This window comes from Hungatella sp. L36, assembly GCF_014288035.1.
Genome location: NZ_JACOPC010000025.1, coordinates 26,248 through 45,093, shown reverse-complemented (window position 1 = coordinate 45,093; position 18,846 = coordinate 26,248). Strand labels below are relative to the sequence as shown.

Sequence of the window (18,846 nt, the reverse complement as noted above, 5' to 3'; positions counted from 1 at the left end):
ATTCCTCCAACTGCCTAAAGAGGCGGGGGTATCCTTGGCACAGGATTATGGTGAAATTTGATGATAGGCTTGCCAATAAGGTTATAAAAAAAGAGGAGTTCGAGCAGCAACAGCAGAAGTTGCGAAAAAAATATGATGTGGAAGAGGAGGGAATTATCCGGATAGAGAAGAAGCGGCTGACAGAGGTATTAATAAAAAATATAACAATCCTGATTAAAACAATATTAGGAATTATACATATTTTGCTGTCAGCACTCGGAGCAATCTGCATCCTCTATCCGGATACGAGGGTAGCTATGTATAACGTTTTTAAAGATTTGATCCAGCAAGCGATTAACTTGTTGGGCCTATGAGAAATAAGATATTTGCGATTGTTCTTATGTGCTGTGCAGTGGGATTTTTGTATTCTGGCTATGGCCTGGTCACGGCCTGGAATACATATACATCTGCAGCGTTGTGCTACGAGACAATACAAGACCAAAAAAAATTGGAAGATTTGGTTTCGATTGAGGCAAAAACTGGTGATGTTCAACCAGAAGATAACTTAACTCATACTATGAAGCAAATAAATGCGGATTACATAGGCTGGATAACAATAGGTGATACGAAAATTGATTATCCCATAGTACATAGCAATCCTAAAAAAAACTATTTAGATCATGATTTCTATGGAAATAGGAGTGTCTATGGAACCTTATTTATCCGGCATGGTCAGAAATTATTCGAAAATCGAAATACGGTGATATATGGTCATAACATGAAAGATGGGGGGATGTTCGCAACATTAAAACGATATCTGGAAAAGTCGTGGTTCGATGAACATCCGGATGTGCAGATCAGATATGATGGACAGGCAGTCAATTGCAAAGTATTTTCAGTACAAATTATATCTGAAAATAATGATTATCCATATGCAGATCGATTTAATGATGTGGAATACAGTACATTTCTAAATGAAATGGTGCAGCTCTCTCGGATAGTACCTGGAGAGCTCCCGGATCCGGAATACCCCATCATTACATTATCAACGTGCTATGGACAGAAACGCCTTATAGTTATGGCTCAGTCTAAGGAGGAGAGGGAGAATGGCATCAAAACAATCACAGATAGATAAAGATATAGATGCAGCATTATCCAATATAGTCATGGGGATCGGCCATGGATTCAAAATGATATTTTATGGCATCAAAAAACTAAATTCAATAAAAAATGTGGTATTTCTTTTGGTTATGCTGGCTATATCGGTTTTAGCTTATGTTTATCGAAATCCTGTATTCGATTGCCTGAAATCAGTGGAGATGCCGGGCGTATTTCAAAAAATAGTATTTATTGTAATACTATGCCTTCCATTGATTTATCTAGCAATTATCGGTAGTTCGACAGATCGGAAAGCAAAGGAATTCTATAAGATATTTCAGGCAATCGAGTTTAAAGGGAGGGATGGAAAATATCCCTATTTTCTGGATATGTACCAGGATGAGGATAAAAGGACTATTTATACTTTTAAAACTTCAATTAGTGTAGGGGAATGGCGAAAGAATCAAGAACGCCTGGAGACGGCATTAGATTGTACGATTTTGCAGATTAATAATAAGGGCAGCAAGAAAATTGTTGAAATCATATCCCTTTCCAGCGATTACAAATTGCCGACATTGGTTGAATGGGAGGATTCGAGAGCTCCAGAAGGTGAAAGCCGCATGGCGGTAGGGGAATGTGTCATGGGCCAAGTATCATTTGACCTAAACAAAACGCCCCATGTACTGGTTGCTGGAGAAACAGGATCTGGTAAATCCGTAATTTTGCATGTCCTGTTATGGCAGATGATATTGAAACAGGCAAAAGTAATCATGCTGGATTTTAAAGGCGGTGTAGAATTTGGTCTGGACTACGAGGCTTATGGTGAGGTAATTACAGATAGGGAGCAGGCCGTAAAAGTCCTGGAAGAATTGGTGAAGGAAAATCAATTGCGTCTTCAACTTTTTCGACAATACCGAGCGAAAAATATAGCAGAGTATAACGAAAAAACTGATAGCCGCCTATGTAGGATCGGGGTGTTTTGCGACGAAATCGCAGAGATGATGGATACAACGGGGGTTCCCAAGAAAGAGCGCGAAATATATGAAAAAATCAAGGGACTGTTATCTACATTGGCCAGATTATCACGTTCAACAGGCATCAATATGATTATGGGAGTGCAGAGGCCAGACGCGAATGTACTGACAGGTCAGATCAAAAATAATATACCGGTACGTATATGTGGGAGATTTGCTGATAAGGCCGCTTCTGAGATTGTATTAAATACGACAGCCGCAATCAATTTACCGGACGTTAAAGGGCGTTTCCTTTTTCTACGCGGTAATGAATTGATTGAATTCCAGGCATATCTATTCGAGGATTCGATGATGCATGAGGTATATGCAGATATTGGTACTATGCTGATCGATCAAAAGCGGACTGGGAAAGCTCCTAAATACTATGAGCAGCCGCCAATTAATGCACAGGAAGATCCCGAAGATCCCGACCAGGTAATTGCAGCGGTGGATTATGGTCTGGATCGCTATAAGGATGTCGGAAATTTGGACTTTGATTTTGATGAGTCAATCGAATGGGGTGTGGATGATGTTGTTTAAACAAAAGAAAGATAAAGAGATAGAGCGTAAGAAGAAACTTACTAAAAAAGGAGAAAAGCCACAACCAGAAAGTGATCCCATAGCAGAACCGCAACAAAAGAAACTGAAAATAAAAGAAAAAAAGGTGGTCAAAAAAGAAAAAGACGATTCCTATGTGATGAAAAAAAACACGGGAATGAGAGTTTTGCGAGCGATATTTTGGCTTATCCTGTTTTTCATTTTCTTTCGAGGCGTCGTCCAGATCATCAAACCTGACAAAGTATCGGAAATTTCAAGAATAATCAATGAATTTAAGGAAGAGCAAAAAAATAATGGGGATCATGAAGAGGAATTAATGAGGTATGCTCAAGACTTTGTAAAAGAATATTTGACCTACACGAAATCAGGAGAGGAGGAGTTTAAGAAACGAATAAGCCCATATGTATCAAAGCGGGTTTTGAATATCGCTGGTGTCTATGGATTCCGCAGTAATGCAACGGCTACATATGTAGATGCCTACAGAAAAGAAAAATATGCGGAGAACATATACGATGTATTTGTGGCAGCCGAAGTTCAATATGATTTAATGGATGCGGCTACGGGGGAAACCTCGGAGATCAAAGAGCGTTGTACCCTAAAAGTCCCCGTAGTAGTTACTGATAACGGATACGCTATAGAGGCATTACCTGTTTATGTTACGGATGTACGCCAAGACACTGATTACAATTCACAAGAATCTGTTTTAGGAAATGAGATAGACAGTGAACCATTAAAGTCGGCAGTCACTAATTTTTTGGATGCCTATTACTCACAGGATCAAAGCATGATTAATTATTTACTTGCGGCGGGTGCCGATCAGAATAAATTCATTGGCTTATCGAAGCGGTATACATTCCAGAAATTAGAATCAATACGATCCTACATGCCAGTGGGAAATGATATTATCTGTCTTCTGAAAGTGAAAATTCAGGATACAGTTAATGAAGAAATTATATATCAGGAGTATAACATTACGATGGTGAAGGAGGGCGATCGGTATTACATCAAAGATATGAACTCCAAAATAAGTAACATTAACTATTAAAATCAGGAGGAAGAGAAATGTGTAAATTATTGAGAAATGACAATTTTAAAAGGTGTGTACTTATGGTTTTAACCATCCAGCTTGTTTTTGCTATGACAATGATGAGTTTTGCGAGTGGTGGTGGCAATTACGCTGAATCAGGCGTCAAATGGTTTCTGGATCAGGCGTTTTGGGTTGTGATTGCGATTACGGTTTTTGGAGCAATCGCGGGAGTCTTAAAGCACGCGACATCTGCAATTATTATAACAATTATAGTAGGAGGTCTTATAGCTTTCTTGTGTAAACAGCCAGAGACAATAGCAAATATTGGAGATACGATCGGTAGAATTGTAACAGGTGGTTGATATGGAAAAGCCAAGCGAAAAAATTACATTATACAGTTATCATAAGATCTGGAAAATTGAAAAGAAGATATACGCAATCCAAAATATAGTTCTTCCTATACCGATTGATCCCTGGGAGCTGTTGTATTTTGGAGCTACATGGGTCGTATGTAATGTGATTTTTGGATTATTACCGGGAGTTTCAAATATCCCGGTAATGATCCGATCCATTATGCTTCCATTTGCAATCAGTAAATTTTTAATGACAAAAAAACTGGATGGTAAGAATCCATTACGGTATATGTTAGGTGTCATTACATTTTTATTTGTTGAACAAGGAAAATCTGTTGAGTTTTTTCAGACGACGCCAGATAAAGAAGCTACCATAAAGCTCACATGGAATTGTAGTGAAGGTAGAATATAGCAAAGGAGAGGGATTATGTATCAGTGTCCAATTAATTACTTTGTAGATAATCTTATTTTTAATGCAGATGGCAGCTGCTGGTCGGCATATAGATTACATGGTTTCAATTATGATTATCTCAGCACGCAAGGGAAGGTTAATAAGCTCTTGCAGCTGGCGAGATTATTTATGGGTATAATGAGCGAGGCCCAGATATTAATAATTCCCGTTGAGCAGGATCTGAAAGAGCACTTTGATAATTTGAGAAAACGAATCAAAGAGAACGATATATTATATAACACAGCACAACAACAAATCAAATTGACAGAGGAATATCTACAAGAAAAAACTAAGAAGGCAGGACTGACAAATGACTATAACACTTACATAGTCATAAAACTAAATAAAGCAGCGGAATATGAGGCGGTTGAAAAACTTTGGGATGCGGTGCAATACTTTTTCCGGGATCCGATAAATGCCATAAACGTGCAGATGAACCTGGATACAAAAGATATCCTACAAAGTAAAATCAAAGCTTATCAAAAAATGGCAAAAAGATGGTTGGATGAAAATGAAATTAAGATGGCCATGGAAGCAACTACGACAGAGGAAACTCAATGGCTATTCCGGAGATTACCATATAGAGGGACAGGAAAATCCGCAAAATTATTTTATAAGAATCTGAGAAAAGAGAGTTGGAATCCAAGATACGATGAAGTCGATGTTGAGAAAGAAAAAATTGTACGTCCATATCATCGGGATGTAGTTAATTTGTTTAATGGGAATATTTCCCGTGAAGATCGGCGCCTTAAAATAAGTACCGGGTTTACGACTTCCTATCAGACTTTCTTAACATTGGCTCACATCCCAGATGTTACGGAGTTTCCGGGAAATGAGTGGATTTACATGCTGCAGAAACAAAATCTGCAGACAGAAATATGTATACAACTCAAATTGATTCCGCATAAATCAGCATTGCACCGCCTGGATCTTAAAAATCGAGAAATTAATAGCCAAATTGAACATATTACAGAAGCAAAAGCCAAAGTACCGGAGGACTTATTGGAGGCAGAGGAGTACGCAGGATACATGGAACAGGAGCTAAAAGTCAACAAAGCCCCCATATTGGAAACATCGGTAACAATATGCGTAGCAGACGAAAATCCAGAAGAATTAGAGCGGAAATGCAGCTACATACGGGAATTATACGATGAAATAAACTTTGTTGTCGAACGGCCTCTTACGGATCAGTTTAAGCTATATATGTCATTCATACCATCTGTAAGAAATATGATGAAGGATTTTGTGCTACCGCTTACCCCGATGACTTTGGCAAGCTCTATTGTAGGGGTTACACGGGAACTGGGGGACCGTAGAGGCGGTTTTATTGGTACCACCGGCGGCGAAGAAAAACCGGTATTTTTTGCACCAGAACTGGCATGTCTCACGAATTTATCACCGGCCATTACACTTTTTGGAGATTTAGGTACTGGAAAATCGTTTAATGCCAACCTACTGATATATCTATTGGTACTGTATGGGGGATATGGTTTAATCATAGATCCCAAGGGAGAGCGGAGCCATTGGGAAACTGCAATGGTTGCACTCAGAGGATTAATTACTATTGTAACATTGGGGCCAGATGAAGCAGATCGGGGAAAGTTGGATCCATATATTATGTATCCGGATAATATGAGCGAGGCGAATGAATTAGCTCTTAATGTCCTCTCGGATCTACTGGCAATTGACCCTAAAAGTGACGAAAATACGATCTTAATTGAATCAATGCAGAAGATTAATCAGTTTCCCGGAAAAAATAGTATGCTGAAATTAGTGACCGTACTGGAGGCAGTACCAGAAAAAGATGAACTCCATGGAATCGCTCAAAAATTGGCCAGGAAGATCCGATCACAGCGAGAGAATGGAATGGCCGGCTTACTAATCGGGAACGGTAACGAGGAAGCCATAAGATTAGAAAATCGGCTTAATATTATACAGCTGCAGAACCTTAAAATGCCAGATCCGACAACCTCAAAGGAGGATTACAGCAGGGAGGAGATCCTTTCCGGTATCATTTTTGGCCAGGTATCAGCCTTCGTCAAAAAGTTTGCTCTTGTGAAACGTCCGGTTCCCAAAGGCATTTTGATTGACGAATCCTGGTTTGTCTCTAAATCAAAACAGGGGCGGAATATGGAAGAATTCATATCACGTATGGGACGATCCCTATTTACAATCATTATGTATAATGGCCATTCCGTGACGGATCTACCGACAGAGGGCATTAAAAATTCAATTACATATAAGTTTGTTTTTCGCTGCCGCAATAACAAAGAGGAAGCAGAGCGGCTCCTGGAATATATTGGGCTGGAAGTCACACCGGAAAATATGGCAATTATACAGAATCTACGTTCCGGGCAGTGCCTGTTCAAGGATATGTATAATCGTGTGGGCGTACTTCAATTTGATGCAGTTTTCCAAGATATTATAGACGTATTTTCAACAACTCCGAAGGAAGATGAGGAGGATAACTATGCAGAGGAGGAACTGGAAGAAGAGACGATAAAAGCCGATGATGAAGAGCAGGAAGAGGTATATCTGCCAGAAATAGATTATGAAGCAGATACTGAGGATCCGTATACGCAGGATCCATATGTAGAAGATTCTGGCGGATATGTAGATGATAACGATGCTTTTTCCCTGGAGATTGCTTTCTCGGAGGAGGATATATTTCAAAAGGAGCAATTATGAGTGAGAAAAAGAATAATATACTGATTAAACTTTTGGCTCCGTTGGTTGCGATTGCACTTTTGGGGGGATTATGTATTGCTGGATTATTTGGCGGATCTGGAAATGCATTGCCTGCAGAAGAAGATACTGCAATAGAATATCAAATGATAGGAGGCCAGATGCATGTAAACTGGCAATGGATAATGCTCATTGACATGTTTTTTGCACAGATGGAGGGGCAGCTGGATATATTACAACAAAATCCAGTATACACAGTACTCAATTGTCTTCAAGTTGAGATAAAAGTGTATGATTATGACTATGATCCGGAAACGCAGACTGGGGGCTGGAAATACGATTATACGGATTATGCGAACGGAGCAGAAGAAATACTAAGCTATTTTAAAATTCCGGCAAACACGAAAGACATCAATGTAATTGTACGGACTATCGGCAGCAAAAATTCGGATGAATTTCAAGTTAGCATAGAGCCATATGCATCGATTGAGGATGTTTTGAGCAATTACTATTCTTTCCCAGAGGATATATTAAACGATATTATAAGCTTGAGTGAGAGCAATTATTTGGCGGATGCCTTTGGCCTGGATGCCTGGACTGGATCCGGTGGGATATTCGAAGGCGCGGTAGGTGATTTTGGAGAGCTACCAGAGATCGGGATGCAAATCCCCTTATATTATCAGTATCAATCCCCATGGGGGAAAATCAAGTTTGGAGACGGTAACATAGCATCTTCTGGCTGTTCAATCACATGTCTGGCCATGGTGCTGAGTTATCTAACTGACGATACTGTAACTCCAGATGAACTTGCTGCCTGGGCTGGTAATCGATTTCATGTCCCGGAGGTCGGGCAAGGGTGGGGGATATTCCCGGCGGCAGCCCGGCAATATGATGTTAATTGCGTGGGTCTGGGAGAAAGTATGAATAACGTATTAACTGCATTAAAGAGTGAAAAACCGGTAATTGCCAGTATGGATACCGGTACGTTCACAAAAAAAGGCCACTTTATCGTTTTGCGAGGCATTGATGAGAACGGAAAAATTCTGGTCAATGATCCGAATGACAATGGAAATAAACGGCATTTCTATCGATCATTTGAAATCGGGCTCATACAGAGAGAAGCGAAACAGTTCTGGTGTTTTGATTAATCGGAGGAAGTAAAATGAGATATGGTAATGTATACAAGATATTAATACTCCTATTTGGCATCGGTTTTCTGGCTCTGATATATATACGACTTTTCGGTGCAGAAGATCTAAATAATAATCAGCCTATCCAATATACGCAGGAAGATTTTACAAAGAACGGAGCTGGAGACTATGTGGAACCTGTGGAACCAAAGCCAGAATCGAAAAGCGAAAATGTAGATTATACAGTTGAAACTTATCCAGATATAGCACAGACTGTCCCGGAAGAAAATATATTTCCAGAAGCAATTACGCTGGCTCCGGATGATATCACTACGTCGTGTTATTTTTCTAATACTGAGAACGTGATCGACGCAGTGCTGCCATTATATGCACAAAAAATATTAGTAACTGAAATGCAGAAATGGCTTAATGAGCAGGGGATGAGCGATATCGAGGAATTGTTGTGCATTGAGGGATCCTTTCAGGAAGAAGAATATAATATGATTTTCCAAGTGGCGGCCGATAACGAGAAAACTATCACATGTAAATATAATACCGAAAAACGTACATGGAAGTTCGAGGCCGAATAGAAAGAAGGGCGAGATCATGAAAAAAATTACCGTGGCATTTCTTATGGCCCTGGTTATATGTATATTTTGCATCCCCACAAAAACATATGCCTCGAGCGGTATTATGATATCTGATGAATTGGATGATCTGGAGGGAGATGGAAAGTACGTAGGCTCAGAGTACCGTAATAACTATCAGCTGGATGTCGAAAAATTAGGGGTCACGGAAGTTGCCGAAAAGGCATTAAATGCATTAGCTAATATAGTTTTTTCCGTGATCTCGTGTTTAGGATTTTTAACAGTGGCAATATTTTATCATGCCTTGAGCTTCGATTTGGCTGCACTATTACAACCTCAAATCGATAGTATACAATTGGCATTACATGATAGTGTTTTTACACCATTGCTGCAAGTTGCGCTTATGGGAGCGATCGTACTTGCGATTACAAAATATGCCAAGAGGGATTTTTCGGGCCTTTTGGGGCAGTTAGGAAAAGTAATATTTATCATGGTGTTATCATTGATGATAGTACGCGATTCGGCTACATTACTAAGCTATGCGACATCAGTGACAAAGAGCGTATCGGTTTCGATATTAACAGGCATAAGTGGCACTAATGTCGAATCTAATATCAATAATTATTCTGCTTCGGCAGCTGGGATATTATGGGTTAGTCTTGTACATGAACCATGGAAGTCGCTGGAATTTGGTGAATATGATTACACAAGTGAGGATGTAGAATTTTTTCTTTCGACATCTTCTGAAAAGGATCGGGCGGATCGGGTCGAGGAAATGATGGAGGGGGACAGTGGGCCCTTCGCAAAAGGGCGATCGGCCACGAGGATCGGCCAGGGGCTAATTATTTTAATCACCATGTCTGTAAAATGCGTAGTATATATGTTGGTCGCCATTATGTACATCGTGTTTCAGTTAATTGCTGTGTTCTTTACAATGATGGCCCCACTGATATTACTTTTGGCCTTGATACCAGGCTATGATTTTGAAATCTTGGGAATATGGGTCAGAAAAATTATTGAGACTCAGATCGGAGTGTTAATCATTACATTTTTGATGGGGGTCATGATAATGATAGACGGGTTATTGTATAATTTGGCGAGTGAGATGGGGTGGTTTGTTGTGCTTATTCTGCAGATCGGAGCAAGCCTAGGACTGTATGTGTTCCGAGGACAGATATTTTCAGCCTTCAATTATGCGCAGCGAGGTGTACAAAACCCTTGGCTCGTGAAACGTGATTTAGCCCGTAGCGGAAATCCTTATCCAGGGATCGAGAGATTATATATGCAAGCTCAAAATACAATGAGATATCGGAGGAAAAAACCTCAAGCCAACAAAGAATATACGACTCAAGAAATATTAGGGAGGCAGATGGAGGACCAAGGTTGGCAGCCTGATCCCATGGGCGGCCAGAGCCAACAAGATAACCGGTACGATAGGCAGAGGGACGGGCAAGACCGACAAAGGCGATTAGAAAGTTCAGGGGGATCTCATAATCGGCAGAACAACCAGGTCGGCGGTCAGAACCAACAATTAATCGAAGATGCTGGAATTAGGGGGGAATCCTATTATGCTTCCAGGGCTGTTACCGACAATTGGCATGATATATGGAATAGCGCAGAACCTGTGTATCGTCCTCGTACGACCGACAAGTCAAGAAAATCGAATCGTCGCCCCATCCTGACAGAAGCAGAAAAGGGCTTACAGAGGCCTCAGATGGCTCATACAGCCCCGGAAAGTGGTCAGGCGGAGCCAAAATCGAGGAGGGAAGAAAAAGGGCTTAAAAAGGAAAATTATGTAGAAGATGAAGTGGTCAGGCCAGTAACTACACCTATACCACAAAGAAATCCTGCAGATGCTGCGCCGGCAGTGCGGGCGGCACAACAACAAGTAAAAAAACGCCGGCCAGAGCCAATATCGTCAAGTGAAATTGGTGTGGAGGAGAAAACAGAGCAACCAAGGAGGGATACTAATACTGCAGCGTTGGAGCGGCCAACTACGGCAGAACATATAAAAAAGCATGAAACGATTACTGCAGCTCAGGAATTTGGCGGTTCCGAGATGGGTAATTCGAAGAATAATGAAATTTCTCAGCCAAGGCCAGTGATGAAGCCTGGATCAGCTGAGGTAGATAAGAGCAGTACAGTAAATTATATATCTCAAGAAAATGAGATCCCTGCAGATCGGCCTCATAGCCAGGATAAAATAAAACGGCCGAATATAGGTCAGGTTGCACCTGAACCCGAATTAAAACAGCCTGGCCAACCTTCTGGAAGGCTGCAGAAGGAAACTCAGGTTAAAAGACCTAGTATACAAAATTATACAGGGAATAAAGATGGAAGTGCTATGAAAACAGGAATGAGGGGGAGACATACTGAAAAAACACCTTTAAAAGCCTCCAGAATCCATTCAGATGGCTTCAAAATCAAAAAGTGAATAATTGGGCGTGTACCAACAAAAACGTCTTAAAACGCCTAATAGCAGGCTTGAGAAAAAAATGCATTGACAAATATTTCTAATCCGTGTAGAATTGCAGTAATGATTGTTGTGGATAATGACAAGTAGTTTGATAATTTCCATGAAAGCTTATCCACAATGCGGAATTTTTAACTAAATAAAAAATGAGATGCACCTGGACGATGCATCTCGGATTCGGTTCTCTGTTACTGTCGCCAAACGGTAACGGAGCAACTCAGGTATCAAGCGCCGATACGGAATCTTTTAACCGATTTAGTTGTTAGCATAAAGCTACTGACTAGATAATAGCAGACCTAGCGGAAACTGTCAAGATGGTTGAAATTATTTTTGTATATATTTTGCCCGGATACCTTATGTATTCGGGCTTTTTTGATGTTTTTTTTATGAATTATTTTTAAAATTAATCATGGGTAGAAAAGAGGTGACAGAATGAAAATTAAATATAGTCTTTTAGACAGACTTTGTAACCTTACGAACAAAGAAGTTGATTTTCTTCTGTACGTCGCCCATTACCAGGATGACTATGGCCGGATACGGGGAATCTATTATCGTGACGTGTGCCAGGCATGTGATATGTGCAAGCAGACTTTTTATGATGTACTACGCTCTCTGCAGCAAAAAGGTGTCATAACATACGTGAGGGCGGATCGGGACTACAATATAACGATTTTGGATAATGATTTTTCGTATAAGGGCTCATACGAAGAGGGATATATTAATGTTTCTAGATCTGTATTTGATACGGACAAGTTCAATAAGCTCCGTGCCAAGGAGAAAATTTTTGTGCTGCATCTAATGAAGGTTACGCATGAGAATGCAAAGAGCTTCCAGATCAGGACGGAAAATTTCTACAAGAAGTATACGGAGCTGCTGGGGGTCACGAAGAAGGTGCTGCGTGGGTACCTACACAGTATGCGGAGTTTTTTCAGCGTAGGGAAGAAGGATGGAAAGTATTTCATTACATTTTTGGCCTCCGTTTTTAAGTCCAAGAGAAATGTGTCGGAGACGGATCAGCTTCTCGGCCACGAGGTCAAAACAGATTGCCGGCGGAGTAAGATCAAAGAAATTGACGATCAAGCAGTGGAAGATACAATGCAGCTGGTAAAGCAATATAGGCACGATGCCAATGAAAGGGGCGTGAATATCCTAGAAATCGTACAGGAATGTATATGGACAAGCGTACAGGGATTTAAAAATCGAGTGTTAAATCCTAAATACGTGCATAAACTGATCCGTATTAAGTTAGGATTAGATTATGGTTCATGGCCTGTGATTGCGGGACAGAATTAAATATGACACGATAGGCTTGTCAGAGACAAGTCTATCTGGCGTTGTAAAAAATACAGATAGTAAATGATTTTGAGAAAGAAAAGAGGGGATCCGGCTGCAGCCGGATCTTTTTTGTGTCTTCGGGTAAATTTTTAGTCCATTTTTAAGGGCATACAAAAATAGTAGTCTATTTCTAAGGGTATACTATTTTTATATAGTCCATTTTTGAGGGAATATTTAGAAAAAATAGTCTATTTTTAAAGGTCTTATAAAACCCTAGAAACCCTTGATTCTATAAGGGTTTCTAGGGTTTTTTGTATTGAGTATATTATTTCTAATTTTATATTCTTTCTATCTCTATAAATACAATCTTACACAACTATATATTCAAAACTTACGTGATTTATTTGCTTATGCTACCAAAACACTACAGATCACCCGCAAAGATGCTCTAAATCAAAGTCAAGGGTATATAAACGGTGGCAAGCCACCGCCCTTGACTTTGATTTTTCTATGTGCTAACCGACATATAAGCGATGTGAAGGGAAAAGACAACATAACACTTAACCTTCTCATCACTCTTTATATTTTAGCACATAGAACCGCGCATCTTTATCATCCTTCGCACCAAAATTAAGCTCAGATCAGCTAAAAAAACAACATAACACTTCTAGCGATATTGCAATCTCTGATAAGATAGTGTATAATTACAATATAATAATAACTAAATTATGAATAAGAAGGAGGAATCTTATGCAAATTAAATCATCTGCAGATCTCAGAAATAGTTACAAGGAAATATCTGATCTGGCCAAAGCGTCCGGGGAACCGATATATATAACAATTAACGGAGCCGGGGATGGTGTCTTTATGTCCATGGAAGCGTTTGAGCAGATGGAAGAAACACTGCTCATGAGGTCGCGGGTACTTGCTGCGGAACATGCACGCCAGGCCGGGGCCAAAACCTATAGTCAAGAAGAAGTAGATGAAAGGTTTAGGAAACGCTATGAGAATTGAATATTTAGAAGCCGCGCTTTCTGACCTGGATAATATAACAGATTACTATTTTGCATTATTTGGGATCGAATCAGCTATGAAAGTATACGATCAGATCCGCGCGTCGGTGGGGCAGCTGGATGAATATCCTGGCTCCGGGGTGCCTTGCAAAGATCGTCAGCTGAAAAATTTGGGGTATAGGGAGCTCTTTTCTGGCCGGTTTGTAATTGTATACCGCGTTGATGAGGGGGAACAGAAATTATATATTAACCATATTGCGGATACGCAAACCGATTATCCGCACTTATACAAAAATCTATAAATAGAAAAGAAGGCTGGAGGCTTTTCCAACCTTTTTTTCTATGACAAAATATAAAAACATAAAACAATAAAAATGTAAAAAACGATGTCTCGCTGATAGTCTTCCTGCAAGCTGCCGCTTCCGCACCGGTGTTCTATCTGGATGGTGCTCTCCACCGGCTCTGACATGCCGGCTCTCAGGCGGTATGTGCTGTCTCATCCGTGCGCCGCCGCCCTCGACCTGGTGTATACCAGTATTACCGGATAGAGGATCCGGAAGAGATAATGGAAAAGCTGGAAAAGGCTATGGAAGCGAATTGCCTTGGATCTCTGGTTATCGTAGGCGGCCATCGTGCGGCATACATTCCTACCCGCCCATTCCGTAAAAGTGACCGGAGCAGCTGGCGGCCGCGGAGGCAAAACTGGAGTATGTAGCTATGATGGGCCGCCTTAGACATTATACTTTTGGAACGTTCTTTTTACTTTTTCGCCGGCTTAGTATCTCTTCACGGTAAGCTTGATAATATCGCTTGTTATATTCTCTCATTTCAGAGAGCCGTTGTTCACGGCTTTTTAACTTATGTTGTATTTCGCTGTCTTCCTCATGGCACTTTTTTCGATTCTCTTTTCGGCGTAAATTAATTTGTTGACGAGTCTCTTCGTAAGTTCCGTCTAATTTTTTTCGCGCTCGGTTTAATAATGTTCCTATACCTGCAGAAACTTGTAATTTTTCTCCGATTTCTCGGTATGTAAAACCGTCTAGCCACAGCAAAAATACTCTGCTCTCTGCCGGGGTTAAAACAGATAAGCTTTTTCCGAGATATCGTTCTTTTCTATATAACTGTGTTTCTTCCTGTCTTTTTCTGGCTGATTCCCGTTTCCTTCTGGCTGATTCCTGTTTTCTTCTGACTTCTTCCTGTTTTTTTATAGTTATTTTTTCTTGCTTTTTTAAAGAAGGTATAAACATTTGTTTAGAGCTGCTCTTTATTTCTACTTGGTTGCCTGCACTTTTTAGCAGCTGGCTTACATTTTGCTTCGAACACCCTAATATTTTACTGATTTCAACGTATGATTTACCTTCAAGCATTAATATAGCAGCTTTTTTTTGCCTCAAAGTCAAGTACTTTAAGTTATCAGCATTAATTTTAGTCATCATATCAACCTTTTATCCTCCAGGTAATATTAGAGCCCGATCATATTATTATAATACATGGATGTTGGACTTTTTTTAGTATAACATACTCGCCGGCAGGTTTCGACCGATCTGCTTATATTATTTTGTGCCTAAATTAATAGAGACACTTGCATGAAAAATATATTTATATTTTAATGTTTTAATATATTTATATATTTGTATATTTATATATTAATACTTTAATATATTTATATTTTTTCGTTATTGTGAGTGCCTTTATTAATTTAGACACAAAGACTAGAGAAAATTTCTCTAGCTTTTGTGTCCAATTGCTTAGTACTGTTTCTGTATAGCGCTTTTTCCTACCCCTCGCCGGCAGTTAGGGCATTTTATGATAAATATACTAAAATATTAAAATATAAATATATAAAAATAGAACAGGTAGTTATTGAAGGAACCAACTTTAAAATCCAAACGGCCAGCTATGGATCCGTTCAGGAGCATGGGATGGAAAAATTCATGAAATCCCCTATGTACAAGAAAGAGACAACGGATGAGAAGTATCATGAAAATCCGTTCCGGGCAGTAAATTTTAAGACAGATTCAGGGGAGGAGCTAATCTGTCCAAACGGAAGGAAATTTCACTTAGCGTATCGGAAACCAGTGAAGGGGAATCAATACGGCAGACAGGAAGAATACTATACCTGTGAAGACTGCAGCGAATGCCCCTATGCAGAAAGATGTAAGAAGACAGAAAAAAACAGGACGGTCCGTATCAATGCGGAATTAAGTTCCATGCACCAGGAAGTATTAGAAAATCTGCAGAGCATTCATGGAGCGCTGCTGCAAATGAACCGTTCCATACAAGCGGAAGGAACCTTTGGAATCATCAAGTATGACCGTTGGTATAAACGGATTGTAAGAAGAGGACTGGAATCGGTAAGATTAGAGTTATTTCTAGTTTCTATCGGCCATAATCTCTATAAATTTCATAATAAACAGAAGAGGCTAAGGGAAGTGGTTTAAAGAAGAAAAAGCATACTTTTATTGGGGTAAGGGGAAGTATGCGCTCTTTATGGCGGTTCTTCTGCATATTTATAAAAATGAAAGGGCTGTGGAAAAATGGAATTAGATCAACTCCATTTTTACACAGCCCCTTAAATTTACACATTTAACTTGACAAACCCCATAAAATCGCCCTGGCCATAAAATGATTTATACTTTTTATCAACTAACGGTTTTCTAAGGCACGGTTTACACATTCTACTGTAAAACTTGTAATATCCGCTATGCTTGTTTTTTCATGTCCACGTACATAAGTTAATAGTTCTTCCGGTAAAGGTTTCAGCCATTTTTCAGAAATAGCCTCAATTCCATACGCCGCCCCAAACATAGTTGCCACCTGAGCGGCATTACAATCTACATCCTGCCCCATCATACTCATCATATTGATACATCGGTCCAGACTGTTCTCACAGTAATACAGAGCTATCACTTCAATAGCAGCATTAGGATATGCATGAATCCAGTTATACTGCCAAAATTTCTTCTCGCATACCTTCCAGGCCTCCAGATAATGATCAAACTGTTCACACTGATCCAGTGCAAATTTCACAACGGTATAATATTCGCTGTCCGTTGGGATCATTCTAATTGCCTTCTTTACAATCGTCTGCATCTCCTTCTCTGCATATGCCATTGATACCATCATAGCATTGAAGATTTCTCCAATCACCCCATTATTGTGGTGAGACACAACCCCATCTCTAAAAGCCAGACTTGCCGCCATTTCCGGATTCCCCGGAGCTGCCATACCGCAGACAGCACCTCTCATCTGCGCGCCAATCCATTCCCTGAACGGATTAGACCGACAGCCGCTCTCCGGAGGAAAAATACCCAGCATAACATTCTTTAACGCGATATCCTCTGCGGACCAGCCTGAAGGAATCCTTGCAACCCACTCCGCAGCAATATCTTCCGAACTTACTTGATATCCCTTTTCAAAAAATGCATCTAAAAATGCCAGCTCATAGGTAATATCATCATTATACGTACTTGGCTTTCTTACATAATCGTTAATCTCGCCAAAAAACTCAAGGAGTTTCTCTGTATTATATCCCTCCAACGCAGTTCCGACTGCAGCTCCGACAATCTGAGCAGTCCAGCCTGCATACGTTCTATCATAGAACTCCTTAGCTTTTGTATCCGGTAGCGTATACTTCTCAAACTCAACTGCATTTCTGTACTTTTCAAAGGTATCATAGCATGTATAGGAATGATATGGATGATCATCGATTTTTTCAGCATTGTTCAGAATATGAAACACCTTTGCAGTAAGCCTGGAGAGTCCGATTCTATCCTCCTCCTCTCTCATGCGAATTGCCTCCGGTATCAATTTTTCCGCTTCCGTCACATCATATCCCATATTGTACATAGACAATATACCGCCCAGCAGCACCCGCTCCGGAGCATAAGATCCCGGCACATGACTTCCCCAAAGCAGCTTCACAGCCCCCCAATTTGTCTCTTCTACATCAAAGGCATCCTCCCACGTCTGTTCTTCCTCAGTCAGAATTTTAGGGATAGCCTGAGTTATAATTTCATGATTATATTCATATGCTCTTTTCATTTTATTTTTTCTTCTCCTTATAGTATAAAGCTTTATGGCCTTACAGAATTTCTTATTTTCTGAATTTCATCTGTTGTCTTACCAAAAGCTGTATCAACTGTAATTTTATCGGAAAGGATATCTGCCTCAAGTTCATCCACCTTCTGCCTTACATCTTCTGGAACAAGCTTTAAATAAATATCATTTTTAGCAATCCCTACAGCCCCCTCTTTAATACCCATAACCTCTCTCGTTCCCCATGGCAGAGTACCCTCTTTCTCCATTTTTACAGCTCTGAAAATAGATATATCTACACGTTTTAATGCAGAAGTAAGGAGGTGCTCCGCTTTATCCTTATCCGTTTCCAGGAAGCCCTCTGCCTGATCACTGTCCACTCCGATCGCAAACTTATCTTTCTCGGTGACGCCATCAATAACGCCCAGCCCAGCCGTACTGGCAGCTTGATATATAATATCAGCATTCTGATTTATCTGAGCCAGACACAATTCTTTTGCCTTTGCACTGTCATTAAAATTGCCTACATAGCCAATGGGAATCTTGATTCCCTCATTAACATAACGCGCCCCCTGAATATATCCTACAAGGAAATCATTAATCACATAATTTTCCATTCCACCAACAAAGCCAATTGTTCCCGTCTTTGTACAGAGTCCTGCCACTGCTCCTGCAAGAAATGAGCATTCATTCTGCTTATATTCAATCGAATATACGTTATCAAGTCCTCCCAGCGAATAATCCACGGACGAATCATAAATAATGTATTTTTTATCCGGATACTGCGGAGCAACCTCCTGAAGCTTTTCCGACATCTGCCAGGTACCCATGATAATAATATCCGTATCCTTATCTTCTGAAAAATCTATCAATGTTGGCATCCACTTAGTCTCATCGTAACTCATCTCTACAACCTTTACGTTATCTCCAAGCTCTTCCCTTATCATTTTTCCGCCATTTGCCGCAGAATCATAGAATGCTTTATCCCCCAAGTTTCCATTTATCAGGATTACTACATTTAAGGCATCGTCAACTGCCGCTTCACTTTTCTCCGCCTCCTGTTTTACAGCCTGGCTTTCGTCCTTGCCAGACGAACAGCCCATCAGCATACCCGTTGTCAGCGCAACGGCCGCCAGAGTTACATAAATTCCTTTTTTCATTTTGAA

At 40.2% G+C, this 18,846-nt stretch carries 16 protein-coding genes and 1 pseudogene; 14 read left to right on the top strand and 3 right to left on the bottom strand.

Annotation, left to right across the window (positions count from 1 at the left end; genetic code table 11):
- Window positions 1-47 precede the first annotated feature (47 nt).
- The 13 genes from H8S80_RS31855 to H8S80_RS31795 all read left to right on the top strand — a co-directional run bounded on the left by H8S80_RS31855 (window position 48) and on the right by H8S80_RS31795 (window position 13,944).
- Window positions 48-353, top strand: a complete 306-nt coding sequence (locus H8S80_RS31855) for a hypothetical protein (RefSeq protein ID WP_118033334.1) — start codon at window positions 48-50, stop codon at window positions 351-353.
- Window positions 350-1,114 carry a class B sortase gene (locus H8S80_RS31850; RefSeq protein ID WP_055649205.1) on the top strand — a complete coding sequence of 255 codons (765 nt, stop codon included), beginning with the start codon at window positions 350-352 and terminating at the stop codon, window positions 1,112-1,114. The genes H8S80_RS31855 and H8S80_RS31850 overlap by 4 nt, the downstream gene beginning before the upstream one ends.
- A complete protein-coding gene (locus H8S80_RS31845) occupies window positions 1,086-2,630 on the top strand; it encodes an FtsK/SpoIIIE domain-containing protein (RefSeq protein WP_117623784.1) in 1,545 nt (514 codons plus the stop codon). Before H8S80_RS31850 ends, H8S80_RS31845 begins: the two co-directional genes overlap by 29 nt.
- Window positions 2,617-3,693, top strand: coding sequence for a conjugal transfer protein (locus H8S80_RS31840; protein WP_187049090.1), 1,077 nt, complete (start codon window positions 2,617-2,619; stop codon window positions 3,691-3,693). Before H8S80_RS31845 ends, H8S80_RS31840 begins: the two co-directional genes overlap by 14 nt.
- 17 nt (window positions 3,694-3,710) lie before the next feature.
- Window positions 3,711-4,037 carry a TcpD family membrane protein gene (locus tag H8S80_RS31835; protein ID WP_055649208.1) on the top strand — a complete coding sequence of 109 codons (327 nt, stop codon included), beginning with the start codon at window positions 3,711-3,713 and terminating at the stop codon, window positions 4,035-4,037.
- A 1-nt stretch (window position 4,038) separates the two neighbouring features.
- Window positions 4,039-4,440: a TcpE family conjugal transfer membrane protein gene (locus H8S80_RS31830; RefSeq protein WP_055649209.1), complete on the top strand. Its 402-nt coding sequence runs from the start codon at window positions 4,039-4,041 to the stop codon at window positions 4,438-4,440.
- 15 nt (window positions 4,441-4,455) lie between these two features.
- Window positions 4,456-7,167 carry an ATP-binding protein gene (locus H8S80_RS31825; protein ID WP_118033336.1) on the top strand — a complete coding sequence of 904 codons (2,712 nt, stop codon included), beginning with the start codon at window positions 4,456-4,458 and terminating at the stop codon, window positions 7,165-7,167.
- Window positions 7,164-8,312, top strand: coding sequence for a C39 family peptidase (locus tag H8S80_RS31820; protein ID WP_118033337.1), 1,149 nt, complete (start codon window positions 7,164-7,166; stop codon window positions 8,310-8,312). The genes H8S80_RS31825 and H8S80_RS31820 overlap by 4 nt, the downstream gene beginning before the upstream one ends.
- A gap of 14 nt (window positions 8,313-8,326) precedes the next feature.
- On the top strand, window positions 8,327-8,884 hold the full coding sequence (locus tag H8S80_RS31815) for a hypothetical protein (RefSeq protein WP_055649212.1): 558 nt from the start codon (window positions 8,327-8,329) through the stop codon (window positions 8,882-8,884).
- A 16-nt stretch (window positions 8,885-8,900) separates the two neighbouring features.
- Window positions 8,901-11,315: a CD3337/EF1877 family mobilome membrane protein gene (locus tag H8S80_RS31810; protein WP_055649213.1), complete on the top strand. Its 2,415-nt coding sequence runs from the start codon at window positions 8,901-8,903 to the stop codon at window positions 11,313-11,315.
- Window positions 11,316-11,786: 471 nt separating this feature from the next.
- Complete coding sequence (locus H8S80_RS31805; protein WP_055649214.1) at window positions 11,787-12,647, top strand: hypothetical protein; 861 nt, start codon at window positions 11,787-11,789, stop codon at window positions 12,645-12,647.
- A gap of 732 nt (window positions 12,648-13,379) precedes the next feature.
- Entirely contained in the window at window positions 13,380-13,643 is a 264-nt protein-coding gene (locus tag H8S80_RS31800; RefSeq protein WP_055649215.1) for a type II toxin-antitoxin system Phd/YefM family antitoxin, read from the top strand.
- Window positions 13,612-13,944, top strand: coding sequence for a type II toxin-antitoxin system RelE/ParE family toxin (locus H8S80_RS31795; protein WP_081034805.1), 333 nt, complete (start codon window positions 13,612-13,614; stop codon window positions 13,942-13,944). The genes H8S80_RS31800 and H8S80_RS31795 overlap by 32 nt, the downstream gene beginning before the upstream one ends.
- 435 nt (window positions 13,945-14,379) lie before the next feature.
- On the opposite strand, the gene H8S80_RS31790 is transcribed toward H8S80_RS31795, so the two are convergent.
- Window positions 14,380-15,078: a sigma factor-like helix-turn-helix DNA-binding protein gene (locus H8S80_RS31790; RefSeq protein WP_055649217.1), complete on the bottom strand. Its 699-nt coding sequence runs from the start codon at window positions 15,076-15,078 to the stop codon at window positions 14,380-14,382.
- 441 nt (window positions 15,079-15,519) lie between these two features.
- Here H8S80_RS31790 and H8S80_RS31785 point away from each other — a divergent pair.
- Window positions 15,520-16,083: pseudogene (locus H8S80_RS31785) on the top strand (transposase); the annotation flags it as partial.
- Between the two features lie 205 nt (window positions 16,084-16,288).
- Here H8S80_RS31785 and H8S80_RS31780 read toward each other — a convergent pair.
- Together H8S80_RS31780 and H8S80_RS31775 are read right to left on the bottom strand one after the other, a co-directional pair.
- A complete protein-coding gene (locus tag H8S80_RS31780; RefSeq protein ID WP_207662662.1) occupies window positions 16,289-17,431 on the bottom strand; it encodes an ADP-ribosylglycohydrolase family protein in 1,143 nt (380 codons plus the stop codon).
- A gap of 287 nt (window positions 17,432-17,718) precedes the next feature.
- Window positions 17,719-18,840: a BMP family lipoprotein gene (locus H8S80_RS31775; RefSeq protein ID WP_055652452.1), complete on the bottom strand. Its 1,122-nt coding sequence runs from the start codon at window positions 18,838-18,840 to the stop codon at window positions 17,719-17,721.
- Window positions 18,841-18,846 lie beyond the last annotated feature (6 nt).

Coding starts and splice junctions, on each gene's coding strand:
- H8S80_RS31810 (WP_055649213.1), top strand. CDS start 8,901: ATGAAAAAAATTACCGTGGCATTTCTTATGGCCCTGGTTATATGTATA.
- H8S80_RS31840 (WP_187049090.1), top strand. CDS start 2,617: ATGATGTTGTTTAAACAAAAGAAAGATAAAGAGATAGAGCGTAAGAAG.
- H8S80_RS31790 (WP_055649217.1), bottom strand. CDS start 15,078: ATGATGACTAAAATTAATGCTGATAACTTAAAGTACTTGACTTTGAGG.
- H8S80_RS31800 (WP_055649215.1), top strand. CDS start 13,380: ATGCAAATTAAATCATCTGCAGATCTCAGAAATAGTTACAAGGAAATA.
- H8S80_RS31820 (WP_118033337.1), top strand. CDS start 7,164: ATGAGTGAGAAAAAGAATAATATACTGATTAAACTTTTGGCTCCGTTG.
- H8S80_RS31775 (WP_055652452.1), bottom strand. CDS start 18,840: ATGAAAAAAGGAATTTATGTAACTCTGGCGGCCGTTGCGCTGACAACG.
- H8S80_RS31845 (WP_117623784.1), top strand. CDS start 1,086: ATGGCATCAAAACAATCACAGATAGATAAAGATATAGATGCAGCATTA.
- H8S80_RS31855 (WP_118033334.1), top strand. CDS start 48: ATGGTGAAATTTGATGATAGGCTTGCCAATAAGGTTATAAAAAAAGAG.
- H8S80_RS31780 (WP_207662662.1), bottom strand. CDS start 17,431: ATGAGAGAGGAGGAGGATAGAATCGGACTCTCCAGGCTTACTGCAAAG.
- H8S80_RS31795 (WP_081034805.1), top strand. CDS start 13,612: ATGAAAGGTTTAGGAAACGCTATGAGAATTGAATATTTAGAAGCCGCG.
- H8S80_RS31825 (WP_118033336.1), top strand. CDS start 4,456: ATGTATCAGTGTCCAATTAATTACTTTGTAGATAATCTTATTTTTAAT.
- H8S80_RS31805 (WP_055649214.1), top strand. CDS start 11,787: ATGAAAATTAAATATAGTCTTTTAGACAGACTTTGTAACCTTACGAAC.
- H8S80_RS31815 (WP_055649212.1), top strand. CDS start 8,327: ATGAGATATGGTAATGTATACAAGATATTAATACTCCTATTTGGCATC.
- H8S80_RS31835 (WP_055649208.1), top strand. CDS start 3,711: ATGTGTAAATTATTGAGAAATGACAATTTTAAAAGGTGTGTACTTATG.
- H8S80_RS31850 (WP_055649205.1), top strand. CDS start 350: ATGAGAAATAAGATATTTGCGATTGTTCTTATGTGCTGTGCAGTGGGA.
- H8S80_RS31830 (WP_055649209.1), top strand. CDS start 4,039: ATGGAAAAGCCAAGCGAAAAAATTACATTATACAGTTATCATAAGATC.